The organism is Caballeronia sp. INML1, from assembly GCF_023631085.1.
Classification (GTDB): domain Bacteria; phylum Pseudomonadota; class Gammaproteobacteria; order Burkholderiales; family Burkholderiaceae; genus Caballeronia; species Caballeronia turbans.
On record NZ_JALQDT010000050.1, the window covers coordinates 39060 to 57300 of the forward strand.

General features: G+C 66.0%; 11 protein-coding genes. 1 reads left to right on the plus strand and 10 read right to left on the minus strand.

The genetic code is table 11. The annotated features are described in order from the left end of the window. Positions 1 to 71: 71 nt before the first annotated feature. Positions 72 to 1031, plus strand: coding sequence for a LysR family transcriptional regulator (locus NCR38_RS15925; protein WP_061115998.1), 960 nt, complete (start codon positions 72 to 74; stop codon positions 1029 to 1031). 1 nt (position 1032) lies between these two features. Here NCR38_RS15925 and NCR38_RS15930 read toward each other — a convergent pair whose 3' ends face one another. The 10 genes from NCR38_RS15930 to bcsD form a co-directional block, all read right to left on the minus strand. Next, positions 1033 to 1716, minus strand: coding sequence for a Fe2+-dependent dioxygenase (locus NCR38_RS15930; RefSeq protein WP_061115997.1), 684 nt, complete (start codon positions 1714 to 1716; stop codon positions 1033 to 1035). A 53-nt stretch (positions 1717 to 1769) separates the two neighbouring features. Next, a complete protein-coding gene (locus tag NCR38_RS15935; RefSeq protein ID WP_061116120.1) occupies positions 1770 to 4016 on the minus strand; it encodes a TonB-dependent siderophore receptor in 2247 nt (748 codons plus the stop codon). A 441-nt stretch (positions 4017 to 4457) separates the two neighbouring features. Continuing rightward, positions 4458 to 5444, minus strand: a complete 987-nt coding sequence (locus NCR38_RS15940; RefSeq protein WP_250477344.1) for a LysR family transcriptional regulator — start codon at positions 5442 to 5444, stop codon at positions 4458 to 4460. Between the two features lie 77 nt (positions 5445 to 5521). After that, positions 5522 to 10093: a cellulose biosynthesis protein BcsC gene (locus NCR38_RS15945; protein ID WP_061115996.1), complete on the minus strand. Its 4572-nt coding sequence runs from the start codon at positions 10091 to 10093 to the stop codon at positions 5522 to 5524. Next, a complete protein-coding gene (bcsZ, locus tag NCR38_RS15950; RefSeq protein WP_061115995.1) occupies positions 10087 to 11229 on the minus strand; it encodes a cellulose synthase complex periplasmic endoglucanase BcsZ in 1143 nt (380 codons plus the stop codon). Before bcsZ ends, NCR38_RS15945 begins: the two co-directional genes overlap by 7 nt. Before the next feature lies 1 nt (position 11230). Beyond that, on the minus strand, positions 11231 to 13726 hold the full coding sequence (bcsB, locus tag NCR38_RS15955; RefSeq protein ID WP_096031941.1) for a cellulose biosynthesis cyclic di-GMP-binding regulatory protein BcsB: 2496 nt from the start codon (positions 13724 to 13726) through the stop codon (positions 11231 to 11233). After that, complete coding sequence (gene bcsA / locus NCR38_RS15960) at positions 13726 to 15942, minus strand: UDP-forming cellulose synthase catalytic subunit (protein ID WP_061115994.1); 2217 nt, start codon at positions 15940 to 15942, stop codon at positions 13726 to 13728. Before bcsA ends, bcsB begins: the two co-directional genes overlap by 1 nt. Continuing rightward, a complete protein-coding gene (gene bcsQ, locus NCR38_RS15965) occupies positions 15939 to 16727 on the minus strand; it encodes a cellulose biosynthesis protein BcsQ (protein WP_061115993.1) in 789 nt (262 codons plus the stop codon). The genes bcsA and bcsQ overlap by 4 nt, the downstream gene beginning before the upstream one ends. Continuing rightward, positions 16724 to 17494 (minus strand): cellulose biosynthesis protein BcsP, encoded by a 771-nt coding sequence (bcsP, locus tag NCR38_RS15970; protein ID WP_061115992.1) that lies wholly within the window; start codon positions 17492 to 17494, stop codon positions 16724 to 16726. Before bcsP ends, bcsQ begins: the two co-directional genes overlap by 4 nt. Positions 17495 to 17615: 121 nt before the next feature. Next, on the minus strand, positions 17616 to 18071 hold the full coding sequence (bcsD, locus tag NCR38_RS15975) for a cellulose biosynthesis protein BcsD (RefSeq protein WP_061115991.1): 456 nt from the start codon (positions 18069 to 18071) through the stop codon (positions 17616 to 17618). Positions 18072 to 18241 lie beyond the last annotated feature (170 nt).

The following is an 18241-nucleotide window of genomic DNA, read 5'->3' on the forward strand; positions in this document are numbered from 1 at the left end:
TCCTGATTCGACAACAATCGTTCGCGCGCGAAGGCGGACAATAGCGCCTTCGATGTCATTGTTACGGTTTGATGGATACCCTACAGAACATGCGGGTCTTCACCCGCGTGATCGAAGCCGGCAGCTTTACGGCTGCCGCACAGTCGATGAACTCGACAACGGGCGCAATGTCACGCGCCGTCTCCGAACTCGAAGACCATTTGCGCACGCGCCTCATGAACCGCTCGACGCGGCGTCTCGCGCTCACGTCGGCGGGCGAGCGCTATCTGAAGCGCGTGCGGCAGATTCTCGCGGACATCGACGGCGCCGAAGAAGAAGCGAGCTGCGCGCATGAACATCCGTCGGGCACGCTGCGCATGTTCAGCTTCGCGAGCGTCGGACAGCATTACATCCTGCCTGCCATCGCCCGATATCGCGCGCTGTATCCCGATGTGAAAGTCGAGCTCACGCTGTCGCAGCGCATGCCTGATCTCTTCGAAGGCAGCAGCGACGTGGCCGTCGTGTCGGCGGGTGCGTTGTCGGACTCGGAAGTCATCTCGCACAAGCTGGGCGCGACCTTCAGCATTCTGTGCGCGTCGCCCGGCTATATCGCCTCGCGTGGCGCGCCGCAGGTATCGGCCGATCTCGCGCAGCACGATTGCCTCACCTTGCAGACGCCCGCGTTTCCCGCGCGCGAATGGACGCTCGAAGGGCCCGAGGGCCGCGAGACGTTGCAGATCAGCGGCACGGTGCAGGTGAACATCGCGGAATCGCTCGTGGTCGCGATCCGCGAAGGCATGGGCATCGGCATGTTGCCGCTCTATGCGGCGATCGAGGGCCTGCGCGATGGCTCGCTCGTGCGCGTGTTGCCGCATCACACGTTGCAGCGCACGAATCTCTATGCGCTCTATGCGTCGCGCAAGTTCGTCGATGCGAAGACGCGCACGTGGGTCGAGTTTCTGCGCGCGCATCTGCCGGACGTGATCGCGCGCGACGAAGCCTTGCTCGCGGAGGTCGGGCGGACGTCTTCGAACGTGCTGCGCGTGGCGTGATTCACGTATCGCTCCACATGCGCAGCAGGTTGTGATAGCAGCCGACGAGCGAGCGCTTGGCGGCTTCGTCGCCGTTGGTCGCGTTCAGGCGTTGAATGGAATTGTCGAGATCGAAGAGCAGCGCGCGTTGAGCGTCGTCGCGCACGAGGCTTTGCGCCCAGAAGAAGCTCGATACCCGCGCGCCCCGCGTGACGGGCCGCACCTGATGAAGACTCGTCGCGGGATAGACGATCGCATGGCCCGCGGGCAGCTTCACTTCCTGAACGCCATAGGTATCTTCGATGATGAGCTCGCCGCCGTCATACTCGTCGGGCGGCGTGAGAAACAGCGTGACGGACACATCGGTGCGCACGCGCGCGCCATGGCCGGGCACGATGCGGATCGCGCCATCGACATGACTGCCGAAATGCATGCCGCCTTCATAGCGATTGAAGAGCGGCGGATAAACGCGATTGGGCAGCACCGCGCTGATGAAAAGCGGATGGCGTTCGAGCGCGCCGACGATCGCATCGCCCATTTCGAGTGCGATCGGCGAGCCTTCCGCAATCTGCATGTTGCGCTTGACCGGCGCGCCCTGATAGCCCGCGGTCGCGCGGCCATCGACCCATGCGTCGCTGACTTCGAGGCGCGCGCGCATCGTGGCCGCGTCTTCAGGGCTCAGCACGTTCGGTATCGAGAGGATCATTGTTATTGCCTTCGCGAACGCGCGCCGCGTATCACGGCGCGCTCGCATTCACATCAACGGAAGCGGTAATTCAACGTCGCGATGAACGTGCGGCCAAGACCCGGCACCGCGCGTCCGCCGTCGGACGGAATCAGGGCGTCGTAGTACTTCTTGTCGAACATGTTCTGCACGTTGAACTGGATATCGTAGCGCTTCTGATGATACGCGGCCATCACGTCCCAGCGCACGTAGCCGCCCACCTGGACCAGATTGTTGTTTGCCGCATAGCGCGACGACACATACGACGGCCCGCCGCCCACCTGCCATGCGGGCGTGAAATCATACGTGGTCCACAGCGTGAGCATGTGATGCGGCGTGTTGGCGAGCTGGTTGCCCGTGGTGCCGTCGAAGGCCTTCTGCACCGTGCCGTCCATGTACGTGTAGCCGCCGAACATCTGCCATTGACGCGTGATGTGGCCCGCAACGCCCAGTTGATAACCCCGCACGCGCACGTCGCCGTCGAGCGTGTATTCGCCGGTCGATGTCAGCGTGCGCGCGTTGGTCTTGTCGATGTTGAAGAGCGATTGCGTGATCGACAGTCCGCCGTTCAACAGATCCCACTTCGAACCGATTTCATACGAGCGGTTGTGTTCCGGCGGCGTGTTCTGCTGGCCGTTGGTGAGCGTGAGCGCCTCCAGCGACGGATTGAACGACGTGCCGTACGACACGTAGTACGACTGCCAGTCCGTCGGCTGCCACACGACGCCGGTGCGCACGCTCGTGAAGTAGTTCGTCTGGGTCGCATAGCCCGGCGCGTTGATCGAGTTGTTGATGGCTGCTTCGTAGCGGTCCCAGCGCACGCCGCCGATCCACTTCCAGTGCTCGCCGATCGAGATCGTGTCGTTCAAATAGACGCCGATGCCGTTCGCGCTCGACTCCGCGAGATTGGTCGCCACCTCGCGATAGTTCGACGGACGCGGCACGTAGGCGGGATCGACGAGCGGCACGATCGCGAGCGTGTTCGACGGCAGGCCCGGCGTGGTCGCCGTGAAGCTCTGGTTGCTGTACGTTTCGTGGCTGAGATCGACGCCCGCGAGCATGTCGTGCTTGAGAAAGCCCGTCGCGAACTTGCCCTGGATGTCGGTCGTGTTGTAGACCGAGTGATCGTTGATGTTGCGGTCCTTGCCCTGCAATCGCACGAAGAGCGACGACAGCGGCAGCGTCGTGTAGTTGCCGTTCGAGAGCGCGGGCGATGTGCCAAGCGGCCCCGTCAGCACGGCCGCGGGATTGGTCGCGCGCGCCTCGGTGCTGTAGTGGCTGAACTGTGTCTGGTTGCGCAGCGTGAACATGTTGTCGAAGCGATGCTCCACGCGCGCGTTCACCGTCTGCACGTCCTGGATGGTGCGGTCGTCGGTGAAGCCGTAGAACGTCTTCGTGTCGACGGGCGCCGGGTGGCCGTTCAACGGCGGAATGCCGTAGTCGGGCTGATCGCGGTTGTGCTGGATCAGCGCGGAGAGCGTCACTTGCGTCGGCGTGCCGATACCGAACTTCACCTCGGGCGCGATGCCGAAGTCCTTGTTGATCATCTCGTCGCGCGTCGAGCCGAGCGACTGGCCGAACGCGTTGACGCGGAACGCGGAAGTGTCCGTCATCGGCTGGTTGATGTCGACCGTCGTGCGATAGCGATCATGCGTGCCCGCTTGCAGCGAGACATCGGCGCGCGGTTTCAGGTTCGGCTGCTTGCTGACCTGATTGATCACGCCGCCCGTCGAGCCGCGCCCGAAGTACAGCGACGACGGGCCGTACAGCACGTCGATCGATTCGAGGTTGAAGGTGTCGCGATAGTACTGGCCGCGATCGCGGAAACCGTCGAGATAAATGTCCGTGCGCGCCGAGAACCCGCGCAGATTGATGTTGTTGCCGATCTGACCGCCTTCGGCCGCGCCGAGCGTGACGCCCGGCACGTTGCGCAGCGCATCGGAGAACGAGCTGACCGCCTGCGAGTTCAGCACCGCCTTCGGCACCACGACGACGTCCTGCGGAATGTCGCGCAGCGCAGTCGGCACCTTGGCGCCGACGCTCGACATTTCCGGCTGAAAATCCGGCGTGTCGGCCTGGCCCGTTACTTTGACGGCCGGCAGGGCAGCGGTTTCAGGGGCGGTGACGGCCGAAGCGTCTTGGGGCGGTGCCGCTTGCGCGACTTGCGACGACGGAGCGTTCTGCGGTGCGGCTTGCGGTGCGGTTTGGGCGTACAGCGGCGCGGCCATGGGCGCCGCGACAATAGTTACCAATGCCGCGGCAAGCGGCGTCTTTCTCAACATGTCGTTTCCCCGATGCTTGTTAGTGATATCCGAATCGGCAGCGAAGCGGGTTTTCGCGTGCCGATGTTCGATCGAACCGAGATCGAAGCGCAGCGGCGAGGCCGGCGGGCAAGGACCGGCGCGCCCTGTGAACGCTGTCGCGACGGGCGTCATTGAATGTGCCGGACATCGCGATTCGGTTAAATGCGAATCAGTATCATTACACGTCTTAGAAACATTTGGAAAGAAACACTTATAGACAACAGGCTTTTTTGCCGGCGTCCGTGACGTTCCGACAACGAAAAAATGTGTGGAAGATGCCGGTTTTCGCGTTGAGTGATAAGCCTGCGAACGCCGGTGGATAAGGGTTTCGAGTAGAGAAGCGGGCGCGCATGGCGCCGGATTCGACCCAACCCGGTTGCGGGTAAAAGTGGCGGTGGCTTTTTTACCGTGCCGCGACGCTTAATGCATCGACAAGGCGATTCGCGTAAGCGTCAGAACCCCGGCGACGGCGGATGTGACGAGCGCGTAAGGACCATGCGTCAATTGCTGCTTCAGGAAGTCGATGCACACGCGGATCTTCGCGGAATGCGACGAGCGCGCCGACGTCACCGCCCACACATCCGCGCGCTGCCGGTAAGCCGGCAGGACGGGCACGAGCCTGCCGTCCTGCAGGCTGGCGGCGACGTCCCAGATCGAACCCATCACGATGCCGAAGCCGTCCTTGGCCCATTGCCGCACGATGTCGCTGTGGTTCGAGGCGATCGGCCCGGTCACCTTCACGCTTTCTTCGCCATTGGGTCCGGAAAGACGCCAGACGCCGAAGCGCTGATCGCGTCCGCGAAACAGCAGGCAGTCGTGCTGCGCGAGCTCGGCGAGCGTCTTCGGCGCGCCGCGCCGTTCGAGGTACGCGGGCGCGGCGGCGAGCACGCGAAAGCTGTCGACGATCTTGTGCGCGATGAGATGCGGCTCCACGACCTCGCCGACGCGAATGTCGATATCGAAGCTCTCGCCGATGAGATCGACGCGCCGGTCGAGCAGTTCCAGCCAGATCTCCAGCCCCGGATGACGCTGCCTGAGCAACGTAAGCGCAGGCGATACGTGCTCGCGTCCGAGCCGCAGACTCGTGCCGATGCGCAGCAGGCCGCGCGGATCGTCGAATCCGGCGAAGGCATCGGCCATGCCTTGCATGTCGTCGATGATCTTTTGCGCCCATTGAAAGGCCGCTTCGCCGTCGCTCGTGATCGAGACGCGGCGCGTCGTGCGCGTGAGGAGCCTGACGCCGAGGCTCGTCTCCAGCATCGCGATGCGCTTGCTGACGTGCGCGGGCGAGATGCCGGTCTCGGTGGCCGCGGCGATGAAACTCGAGCGGCGCGCGACGATGCAGAACAACTGCAGGTCGCGCAGAAACTGGTCGTTGTTCGCGATGAGGGCGCTTTGTGTTTTCATTCGGCTGATTCCGCTGGCGCGCTGCGCTTGCGGCAGCAGGTTCACGCCTGGACGCAAGCGCAGCGCGCGCAAGAACATCAGTTCGACAGCGACAGATACGGCGAGCTGAACGCCTGCGGCGGGAACGCCGGCTGCGCGACGCTCTGACGCGTGAAGCTGTAGCGCACATACACCGCGGCGAGCCACTCGCGATACTGATAGGCGTTGCCGAACGATGCCGTCGCCCCGAAAGCGAGTTGCGGCGCAAGCTGGTATTCGCCCGTCGCACTGAGCGAGTACGACACGCCCGTCTTGCTCTGGCCGGGATAGACCGCGAGCGCGTCCGGCGTGGCGCCCGAGCTTGCGGCGCGCGCCTGATACGTCGCGTTCGTCGGAAAATAGTTCGACTCGTCCTGACGATAATGCTGCACGCCGATCGAGCCCTTCAGATCGTAGGTGAAGAGCCCCGTACGCCCCGCGTATTCGACCGGGAAGTTCAGGATCACGTACTGCTGCGGGCTGAAGTAGCCGCCTTGCCCATACGTGAAGTACGACAGGTTCTTGTCGTAATGCATGAGCGTCGTGTTCGCGCCGACGGTCAGCGTCTGGTCCGCGTCCTTCAAAAGGCGCGTATAGATGCCGCCGCCGCCTTTCACCGCGTTGTTGGTCGCGACCTGGTTGCCGTCGAGAAACTGATACGCCGCGTTCAGATAGACGCCGCTCGTGCCGTCGTCCCAGCCGAGGTCGGCGCGTGCGCCCGTCGATGTCACGCCGCCCCATTCGAGGCCGGCGCCCTGATCGCGCGCGCCCGCGTAGGAGAGCAGGCTGTCGGTCACGGCGCGGCGGGCGACGGCGAGCGAGTACGACACCTTGTCGCTAATCGCGTTCTGATACTGCAGTCCGCCGACGACATTGGTCTCGCGAAAGCCGAGCGGCGTCGTGCCCACATCGCCCTTGAAGTTGCGATTCTCATAGCCGAGCGAGAGGCCGACGCCCGTCGCCGTCTGCGATCCGTAGTTGTTCGTCGGCGGATTGGCTGTCGCGCCCAGACCCGATCCGAAGCGCGCGAGGGTGTTCGGCTGGCTGCTCGCGGTGCCGGCATCCAGCGTGACGGGCGTTGCGCGCACGATCACGTGTCCGTTGCCCGCCTTGATGCGGCCTTCGATGGGCGCTTCGATATCGGTCAGATTGGAGAGGCCGTCCTCGCCGTCGCGGCTGCGGAAGATGAGACCGCCCGAGACCGTGCTCGCCTGCTCGCGGTTGATCTGCGCGAGTTCTTCGGCGACGCCCGCCGTCTGCGAATTCGCGAGCGGCACGGGAACGCCGCCCGCGCTCATCGTCGCGGCGGCGGCGGCGCGCTGTGCGGGCTGCGCCTGCGACGGGTAATACGGCTGCGCGTAGCCTGCCGGCGGCTGCGGGATATACGGCTGCTGCGCGTACTGTTGCGGCGGCGGCGCGTAATAGGGCTGCTGGCCATATGGCGCCTGCGCGTACTGTTGCGGCTGCGGCGGCGCGCCGTATGCGTAGGGATCGGCGGGACGCGCGGGCGTCGTCTTGCGCGATGACGTCTGCTTCTTCTTCGTCGTGCCGGCTGCGGCCGGCGGCGCGTAGGCGTTCGACTGCGCCTCGCGCGCGCCGGGCGACATCGGCCAGGGCGCCGTGTACGGGTCCTGGGCGGCGTAGGGCGCCTGCTGCGGATAAGGCTGCTGCTGCGAATACCCCGGCTGTTGATACGGCTGCTGCGGATACGGCTGATACGCAGGCCGCTCCTGATACCCCTGCGCCGGATACGCACCGGGCGTCCCCGCATCCTGTCCCGGATAAGGCTGCAACGGCGCGCCCGATTGCCCCGAGCCGTACATGTCCGGGCCGTATCCGCCGCTCGGCGCCGAACGCGGCACGGCATTGGGCATCGTCGCCGGAGCGGAGGAAGGTGCCATATAAGGTGTCGTATAAGGCGCGGGCTGAGGAGGCGGCAGATAGGTCGGCACGGGCTGCGAATAACTCTGAGGAAGGGCCTGACGATAAGACGCGCCCGATGCGAGCGCCGGATTCGACGCCGTATCGACGGCCGTCTTGCCTTCGAACGGGTTGGTGCCGGGCAGCGGATTCGAGCCGATGCGGCTCATCGCGGTTTCCCAGCCGGGCGGAACATTGCCGCGACCCTGAGCGGACGCGACCGGCGCCGGCGTATTGGCGGCGATGAGCGAACGCTGCAGGAACTGCGCGGCGAGATCGAGCTTGCCTTGCGCGCGATACATCCGGCCGATCGCGGCGAGCACGCCCGGATCGTTCGGCGCGGCCTGATACGCCTGGTTCGCGTAGGTCTCGGCCAGCTTGAAATCGCGCACGCCGCTCGCGGCGGACATCGCGGCCGTCTGCAGGCCGATATCCTCGGGACGGCGCGACAGCGCATTCTGATAACAGGAGAGCGCGTTGCGGTCATCGCCCGCCGACGTGTACATGCGTCCGAGCGCCGCTTGCAGATCGGCGTTGTCGGGCATCGCGGCGAGCCACGGCGCGATCACGTCGTAGGCGGCGGCGAGATCGCCTTGCCTGCGCACGGCATCCGCTTGCGCCACGACGATCCCCACGTTCAGATTGTTGAAGTCCGCGCGCTGCTGCGTGGTGAGCGGCATCGACTGAAGCCGGCGCATCACGGAGCCGAGTTCGGCTTGCTGCTGCGTCGCCGACAGGATCCCCGCGTATTGCAGCAACAGGCCGGTGTCGTTCGGCGCACTGGCCATTGCCCCGCGCACGAGCGAAAGCGCCCGCCCCGGATCGCCCGTCTTGACATACGCCGATGCCACCGCGCCCATCAGTTCGGCGTTGCCCGCCGCGACCGGCTCGGCATGGCGCAGGATCGCGAAGGCCTGCTGGCGCTGGCCCGCGGCGGCGGTGCGCGTCGCGAGTTCGGCTTGCTGTTGCACCCACAGGCGATGCTGCAACGCGGTCATCGCGGGCGTGCGCTGCGCGACGGGAATGCGGTCGAGTTGAGCGAGCCCGGCCGACCAGTCCTGCGTTTCGGCGGAGAGCAACGCGCTCGCGTAGAGCGCGTCGGTCATGTCGGGATGCGTGGCGAGCAGGCCGTCCATCATGCTGCGCGCATTGCCGAGCGCGCCCTGACGCACATAGATGCGCGCGAGGTCGAGCCGCAGCCAAGGATCGTCGGGATTGTTGAGCAGTGCGTCTTCGAAGAGGCTGCGCGCCGCCCCGAGATCGCCACGCGCTTCGGCGGCGCGCGCCTGCGCGGCCTGCGCTTCACCGCGCAGCTTGTTGATGCCGCCGGCCTTGGCCTGCTGCTCCGCGTTCAGGCGATTGGCGAATTCGAGCGCCTCATCGCCTCGACCTTGCGCGGCCAGTGCGCCGACGAGCCCGCGGATCGCATCGGGATTGTCGGCCTGACGGCGCAGCGCCATGCGATACGCCTGTTCCGCGCCACGCGGATCGCCGTTTGCGAGCAGCATTTCGCCGAGCAGCACCTGTGCGGTGACATCGGATGGATCGGCCGCGATCGCGCGCTCGAAGAGCGCCTTCGCCTGCGCGATCTGGCCGTTGCTGCGCGCGCCGATCGCATCGCTCGTATAGGTCCAGTAGGTCGCGCTCGTGAGCGCGTCCTTCCAGCGCGCCGGATTGCCGGCCCGCGACGCACGTTCGAGATACGTGCGCGCTTGCGCGAAACGTTCCTGCTTCAGGGCCGCGACGCCCATGCCGCCTAGCGCGTCGGCATCGTTCGGGTCGCTCGCGAGCACCGACGAAAAGCGTGCGCGCGCCGTCACGAGATCGCCGCGATCGAGCGCGGTAAAGCCCTCCGCGACGGTGCGCCCGCGCGCATCGACCGCGGCGCCCGCCTGCGCGCGCTCGCGGGCGGACTTGTCCTGCTGAACCATCGAATCGAAGCGCGCTTTCACGGCGGCGTCGTCCGGCGAGACTTGCAGATAAGCCTGATAAAGCGGTGCATCCGATGCGCGCGCGCCGAGCCACAGGAGCGCCTGCCGCCAGCTCTTTTTCGCCTCCGCGCCGACGGCGCTATCGCCCGACAGCTTCGCGAGCCGTGCGATGCCGTCGCGCCGCGTCGAATCGCGATAAGTCAGATGCTGCGCATACGCGAGCTGATAGCGCGGATCGTCGGGATTCTGGCGCGCCAGTTGTTCGAGGCCGCGGCGCGCTTCGTCCCAGCCTTGCGGCGTGGCGGCGAGCGCCTGGTAGTACTCGAGCTGAAGCTCGGGCGTCGCGGGCTTGCCTTCGATCGCGCGCTTGTATTCCTGCACGGCCGATGCGCTCTGTCCGCTCTGCGCGAGACGCCGCGCGTCGTTGACGGTCTGATCGCGCGAGCTGGTTTCGCCCAGACGTCGGCCGAGCTCGTCGATGTTCGGATAGTTCGGCGCGACCTGGCGCAACTGCGCGAGATACTGTTGCGCGCCGCTGCCGTCCTTGCGGTCGGCGAGCACCATGCCCATGCCGAAGAGCGCGTCGGGCTGTTTGGGATTGATGCGCAGCACCTTCTGCCACGCCTGCTCCGCGAGGTCGCCGCGCCGGTGCGCCTGCCAGTATTTGCCCTGATCGATGAGCACCGTGAGCGGATCGGTCGCGGCGGCCTGCGCGAAGGCCATCGACGGCGCGGCGCAAAGCAGCGCCGCGATGACGCGTTTTCGAGCCCGGATCAGCATGCGCTTCTCCAGTTCGGCAAGAGACGGCCGTTTTCATCGAAGCGGTAGCGCCCGTCGATGAACCCGCCGCCGAACAGACCGAGCACGCGGTCGTAATAGACCGGTTCGCGTCCCGCACCCGGCGGCGCGACCAGCGCGTCGAGATGAGTGCGCGCGAGGCCCAGACCGCGCTCGTCGTTCAATGCCTTGAAGTAAGGCGCGAGCGCGCCCCAGTACGACAGCGGACCTTCGTCGCTCGCCGCGCCGCTGATGGTCGATACTTTCTCCGGCGGGAAACCCGTCTGCGCGACGCTCTGGCGCATGCCGCCAAGCGCATCGAGCCATGGGCGCGCAAGCGGATCGCTCGCCGACGCCATGCCGGCCCACAGATAGACGCGGATCGCGTCGTAGCTGCCGACATCGCCGTTCTTCGGATCGACGACGAACTGGCCGTTCTGGTAAGCCGCCCAGTCCGGCGCGTAGCCCCGCGGCGACGTGACCCTGATCATCTTCGCGGCGTTTTGCGCGAGCTTCGTCCACGGGCCGTCGGGCATTTCATGCGCGAGGCCGCGCAAGAGCGGCAGCGGCAGATAGCTCGGATTCAGGCGCGTGACATCGCCGGTGCGAAAGCCTTGCGGCCCCGGCAGGAGCATCGGGCCGAGGCCGGGCAGATCGACGATCTCCTGCTTCACGATCTGCGTCGCGAGCGCATAGGCGAGCTTCGTGTACATCGGCTCCTTCCACAGCCGGCCGGCCTGGAAGAGGTCGTAGGCGATCCACAGATCCGAGTCGGAGGCCGGGTTCGGATCCATCACGCCGAACGAGCCGTCCTGTTTCTTGCCCCATTGCCAGGCGGGCAGGCGCAGGCTGTTGGAATCGAACTGATTGGCCGACAGATTCGTGCGCGTCCAGCCGAGCAGACGGTCGAAGGTCGCGCGGTCGTTCGCGACGAGCGCGAAGAACATCGCATACGACTGGCCTTCGGACGTGGTTTGCAGCGCACCGGTCGAGCGGTCGATCACGCGGCCATCGGCCTGCACGACACGCTCGACGAAGAGGCGATACGCGGGCCAGCCGCATTGCTGCGCCGCCTGCGTGCTTGCCGCGGACGCGGCGATGACTGCACCAGCGAAGAACCTGGCGGTGGATACCCGCATATCAATCCCTCAGGCGCCGTGCGGCGATCGAGCGCAACGCACGGTAGAACAGGGCGGCGATGATGAGCGCGGCCAACAGCCCGCCGAGCACCAGCAAAAGCGGATGCGACGACAACGCCCAGCGCATGTAGTGCATCGGCGAGAGATGACCGATGTAGTACGCCTCGCCGTTCGACGTGACCGTCACCGTGCGGCCGTGGATCACGGCCATCGCGCCCTGAATCGAAGGCAGCAGGTCGTTGTCGAGCAGGGCCGCGGATAGATCGGCATCGGACTGGCCGGCCGCGCTGATGAGCGCCACCGCGCTGCGCCCGCTTTTCAGGGGCGATTCGAAGCCGGTCAGGAGCGCGTCGCCGTTGGAACTCACGAGCGAGAGATCCGCGCGCGCGGGCGAGCGTTCCGGGCCTTGCTCGCCATGCCACCAGTCGACGAGCTTGAACGCGACATCGGAAAGCTGGAAGGTGCGCGCGTCGCCGTCACCGGAAAACGGCATCTGCCTGGCCCAGCGCTGCAGGAGCGGCTGGCGTCCCGGCGAGCCGAGGATCAGCAGATCCTTGTCGGCGAAACGGTCGACGTCGTTCGCGCTCGTCACGGTGACGCCCGTCACCGGATAGCCCGTCGATGCGCCCATGCGGCCCATCTCCAGCAGATACAGGCTGTAATCGGCCGAGTTCGGCTCGTTCGGCAGCACGACCGCCGTCTGCGAGAGATCGGCGAGGCGCGTGAACGGAAAGCCGCCGTTCGCGAACGCGGCGAGATCGGGCAGCGCCATGTAGTGCGGGAAGCCGGACAGATCGATGGTCGAATTCGGATCCACCGCGCCGACGACGTTATCCAGCACGCGCCCCTGGCATTCGCCGGTCTTCGGGATGTCGTAGTAGAAGTGCAGGCGCAGTTGCGCACGCGGCGTGATGAGCAGCGGCGGCAGATAGATGTCGCGGCGCGCGGCGACGGTCTTGTCGGGCAGCACGCGGCTGAAATACTGGCCGAGATCGAACGTCGATGTCGACACCGCCGGAATGCGCAGCGACTGCACGAAGCCATCGTTCACGCTGATATTGAGCGACGAGCGGTCCGGCGCCGGACGCACCGTGTAGCGATAGCCGAGCTCCACCGGCACGCCCTTCGTCTGCCACATGAAGAGATCGGGCGGCACGCGCAGGTTGATGCGCACCGCGTCCGCGTCGTAGCCGTGGGCGGTCAGGTCGCGCGCTTCCGCGAGCTCGCCGAAGCGCACCGGACGATCGGACGGCAGCCAGTTCGGCGCGTCGTACGGGCGGCGCGGTTGCAGGTCGTTGAACTGCGTGATCGTCGCGCTGGTGCCTGACAGCGTGTTCTGGCCGACGCCGAGCGCCTTGGCGGCCGTCTTCAGTTCGTTGTCGTCGCGCCCGAGCACGAGCAGGAGGCGGCCACGCGCGTTCGCGTCGCGCTCGACGAGCGCGATGGTCGGACCGGAGACCGGCGGAATATCGACGCCCGCGACTTTCGCATCGCCGACGGCGAAGACAACGGCATTGCCCGACAGCGGCACGTTGTCGGTCTGCGCCGGAAAGATCGCGCCGCGATAGCCCGCGAGCGAGCCGAAGTATGAGGCGACCATGCCGGCCGATTCCAGCGCGGCCAGACTCGGCTTGCCCGCGAAAACGAAGGGCAGTTCGAGGCGGCGCACGTCGCGGCGGTCGAAGAACGGTTGCGGCAGCGCGGCGAGATCGGGTTTGTTGGCGATCGACGCATACGTGAGATCGAGCGAGCTCGCGTTGCTCACCGTCGCCCAGAGCGTCGAGCTCGACGGGTCCTCGCACTGCTGCGTGTAGTGCCCGATCAACTGCACGTTGAGGTGATTGAACTCCGTGATGAAGCGCGGATCGATCGCCACGTCGCGCGCGACCAGCATGCCGGCCTGATCGCGCGGCACCGGCAGCGTCGCCGCCACTTCGCCGTTGATGAGCACCTTCAGTTGGGAGGTCGAGGGCAAGAGCGACGGCGAATAGCTGTAGATCAGATGCAGGATCGCGCCGGTCACGACTTCGTCGCCACGCACCGAGAACGCGATGCCGTTCTGGCCGTCGGTGCCGCGCAGCTGCAACGGATCGAGCGCGCCGTAATCAGCGAAGGTGAGCGTCTGGCGGCGTCCGCCGGGCACGAGCGTGCCGGGGTCGGCGGTCGTCGGGATGCGCGAGGTGAGCGGCTTGTCGGGCTTGCCGGAGAACGCGGGAACGGGCATCGCGAGCGCCGGCTGCTGGATCGCGGCGGGGTTGTACACCACCGCCGGACTCGGCGCGGGCACGGCGCCGACGCCGGTCGCCTGCTGCGTGGCCGGCGGGACGCTCCCGGAAGCCGCGTTCGGCGCGACCGCAGCCGACGCGACCGGGGCCGCGAATGCCGTCTGCAAGGCCATCAAAACGGCCAGTGCGCGGCCCAGCGGTTTTTCGCAAAAACGCGGCGCGCGCTCGCCCGTTTCGTTTTCAACGCGCAACTTCGACATGCCCGTGCCCATTATTGGTCTTTGGTTTTCAGCTTCTTCACATCGACCGGGCGCTTGTTCATCCAGGTACGAAGGTCGCTGTACAAATGCTCGAACAATCCCGCGATGCCGCGCGTGCCCACCAGCAGCACATGCGACAGGCCGCGCAGCGGCGTATCCGGGCGGCGTCCCTCGGACCAGCCGGTCCAGGCGTCCGCGCGCGCGAAAGTCGTCTTCACGAAGTCGTATTCCTGCTCGCGCGTGAGTTGCGAGAATCGCAGGCCGACGCGGCCCGGCTCCGTATAGCCGACCGTCGCCGGAAACGCGTACTCCTCGTCGCCGCGAAAGAGCGAGACGGTCACGCGCTCGTGCATCGGCACTTCGAGCTTGCTCGGCAGCGCGACGCCCACGCCGCCTTCCGAATAGTCGATCGTCTCGCACGCGAGCGTGCGGCCGGTCGAGAACTTGAGCATCACGGGCATCTTCATCGTCACGCGATGTGTCGCGCGCACCTGCTTGCGCTCGCTCGCCGCCGCCACCGACGCGCCGAGAATCAGCATGTTGTAGACCGTCCAGCAGAGGTTGAGGATGGTCGTGTTCACTTCGCTGCGGATGTGCCAGTACATGACGATATGCACGACGCCCGCGATGAAGCCGAGCAGGTTCAGCAGCAGCAGAAACAGGTACGGCCGCGAGATGTACCAGTCGAAGTAGTCCTTCGCGATCTGGCCGCCCTTGGCCGTCACGTTGAACTTGCCGAGCTTCGGGTTGATGACCGCGAGGAGCGTGGGCGCGGTGATGTACGACGCAAGCACCGACTCATACACTTCGGCCCAGAACGAGTGGCGGAAGCTGCGCTGCATGCGCGAATTGGTGATGCTCGCGTGCATCATGTGCGGCAGCGCGAAGATCGCAATGGTGCTCGCCGCCGCTTCGATCACGTGCGCGCCGAAGAACAGATACGACAAGGGCGCGGTGAGGAACACGAGACGCGGCACGCCGTAGAAGAAGTGCAGCATCCCGTTCAGATAACAGAGCCGCTGGCCGATCTTCAGGCCCTTGCCGGTGAGCGGATTGTCGATACGGAAGATCTGCGTCATGCCGCGCGCCCAGCGGATGCGCTGGCCGATATGTCCCGAGAGGCTTTCGGTCGCGAGCCCCGCGGCCTGGGGAATCGCGAGATAAGCGGTCGTATAGCCGAGCCGATGCAGCTTGAGCGCGGTATGCGCGTCCTCCGTTACGGTCTCGACCGCAATACCGCCGATCTCTTCCACCATCGAGCGGCGCAGCACGGCGCACGAGCCGCAGAAGAAGGTCGCGTTCCAGAGATCGTTGCCGTCCTGAACGAGGCCGTAGAACAGCTCGCCTTCGTTCGGCACCTTGCGGAACGTGCCGAGATTGCGCTCGAACGGATCGGGCGAGAAGAAGTGGTGCGGCGTCTGCAGCATCGACAGCAGCTTGTCGCGCAGAAACCAGCCGAGGCAGATCTGCAGGAAGGAGCGCGTCGGAATGTGGTCGCAGTCGAAGATCGCGAGGAATTCGCCCTTCGTGATCTTCAGCGCCTCGTTGATGTTGCCGGCCTTCGCATGACGATTGTGCGTGCGGATTGTCCAGTTGACGCCGACTTCCTCGCAGAACGTCTTGAACTCGGGACGGCGGCCGTCGTCGAGCACGTGGATCGCGAGCTTGTCCGACGGATAGTCGAGCGCGAGCGCCGCGTAGATCGTCGGCTTCACGACCGAGAGCGGCTCGTTGTAGGTCGGGATGAAGACATCGACGGTCGGCCACTGGCTGCGGTCCGCGGGCAGCGGCAGCGGCTTTCTCTTCAGCGGCCACGCGGTCTGGAAGTAGCCGAGCAGCAGCACGAGCGTCGCGTAGACTTCGGCCGCGACGAGCAAGAGGCCCCACGCGGCGTCGAGCGGGCGTTCCCAGTAGGTCGTTTCGGTGAGACGCCAGAACATGTAGCGGCCCGACGCGACGATCGACAGCATGATCATCACGAGCGTCGCGTACTGGCCTTGCAGGCGGCGAAAACCGAGCGCGCAAAGGAAGCAGATCGTGGCGAACGCAAGCTGCTGGCCGAACGCGAGCGGCACCGTGACGACGAAATACAGCGCGAACGCCGCGAAGACCGTGAGGAGAGTCACGACGATGCGGCTGCCCCAGATGCCCGCATCGACGAAACGTTCGAGGCGCGAGGTCGCGACGCTGACCTCGGTTTCGGGCGAGGGGATCTTGGCGGAACTCATGCGAGCTTCCTCGACGAGGCGGCCATCGCATCGATGGCGGAGAGAAGCCAGTCGCCGCACGCGCGCAGATCGGCGGCGGCCTGCGAAAGCGGATCGTAATGGATGAGCGTCGTGTCGCACGCGAGCGATTCCGAGACGCCTTCGTCCTGATGGATCACGCCTGGGAACATCTTCGTGCCGAGCATGTTGCGCAGCACCTTCAGCACGTCCTTGCTCAACTGGCGCGACTGATCGACCTGATTCACGACATAGCCCTGGCCGGCGAAATCCGGGCGCGGTGCGGCGTAGGCATCGACCATGCGCTCCATGCCGGGAATCGCGGCATAGGACGCGGCATCCGCGAGCACGACGTTCAGCGCGAAGTTCGCCGCTGTCAGCGCGGTGCGCGTATAGACCGACGAGCCCGGCGGCGTGTCGACGATCACGATGTCGCTGGCGTCGAGCGCGAGCGACTGCAGCGAGTGGGCGAGCCACGCGGGATCACTGTCGACGAGCGCCTCGAAGCGGCGGCGGTCGTCCTCGATCACGGCGCCGTAGGGCAGCACGGTCACGCCGTCGACGCCGTCGAACATCACCGTTTGCCACGGATCGCCGGCGAGCGTCGCGCGCGAAATGCCGTCGATGCTGTCGAGCGGAATGCCGAAATGCAGGCGCAGCGCGTTTTGCGGATCGAGATCGAGCACGATCACGCGGCGGTTGCGCGCGGCGAGCACCGAAGCGAGATTCGCGGCGAGCGTCGTTTTGCCGACGCCGCCCTTCGCGGAAACTACCGTGATGACTTTCATGAGCGTGAGTGGCGGCGTGCCTGAGCGGCGTGGCCGGTGCCTGCGCGCGTGTTCGAGGATTCTTCGCCCTGGGGACGGGCGCGGCGCAGACGCTCGAACACGGCGTCGAGCGAGCCCGCGGGCGCGCTCGGGACGTGCTGCGTCGGTTGCCCGAAGAGCTTGCCGAGGATCGAATGCGGCGCGGCGGGCGTGGGTTCGGGGGCGGGCACTGTCCGCGGAGAGGGCGTGCGGCGCGCGAGAAAGTTCGAGCCGAGCGTGGCGGACGCGCCCGGGCGTTCCGTCACGACCGTGCCGGCGTCATCCGCCACGGCCTTCGATTCGACAGGCGCGGCGAAAGTCTGTACGGGCGGCACGCTCGCTGCGGGTGCGTCCGCCGAATCCGCAATCGTTCCGGTTTCGTTCGACGCCGATTCGCCGGGCACCGAAAAACGCAACGCGCTCAGCGACTCGGCGGCGGGCGGATTGACGGGCGGAATCGTGCGGCGAAGGGGCCGCGTGAAGAGCGATTGCCTGCCCCGATGAATCGGCGTCGGCTTTTCGGCCGGCTCGACGGACGGTTCAGTCGCACGCGGCCGCGCAATGTTCGGTTGCGCGTCGCGGCGCGGCGCGATCTCGGGGATCGCCGGTTGCGCGAAGTCGAGCGTGGCGAGCAGCGGCCAGCGGGTGCGAGCCGTCCTGGCCTCGTTCTCTCGTCCGATTTCCTGGTAGTCGCCTGCATTGCCGCCGAAATGATCGAACAGCTTCTCGATGTCGCGCGAAGTATTCATGATGCCGCTTCCTCGTCGTGCCAATTCTTGATGCCTGGCCGATGCTGCTTGTCTGGAGCCGCCCGTTGGGCCGCTTGGTGCCGCCGCATCGAGGCGGCGGTCGGATTGCGCTGAAGACGTTTCAGGCCGCGACGCGCGCGAGCCTGAATTCGATGGCCGCGTCGTCGCCGAACTCGCTTGCCTGCCGGATCGCGAGTCCCTGCGCGCCGAGCGCGGCGAGCCACTGTTGATACGCTCCTTCGAGAAACGCGGGCGTCCACGCGAGCGCGCTTTCGCCGAAGGCAGGCAGCGGCGCGCAGTAATGGACGATGCTCAGATAGTCGCGTTCATCGGACAGTTCGACGAAGCCCCAGTCGGTGTCGTGCCACAGGGCGTTGAGCGTGTCGGCGAGCGCCGCTGTCGAATCGCAGGGCGGCAGCGGCCGCGCCTCGGCGAACCGGCTGCCCACGCGATGCATCAACTGACGCAATTCATTGCGCCCGATCTGCGCTTCGAATTCGTCTGCAAGGGCGGCCAGCAGGCCTCGCCATTGCCGGGAAATCTGACTGTCCAACAGGTAATCGAAAATAGCGGCCATGTTCTGGTTCGGCAGGGCGCGAGCCACAGCGCGTGATTGATCAGTCTTGTTTACACCCTCGCAAGCTATCCCATTAACCCGCGAGCATTGATCCGGACGCTTGTCCAGGCGCTATTACATGTCTGAACTTACTTCAATGCGATTGTTTTCGCCAGTGGAAAGACTAGCAG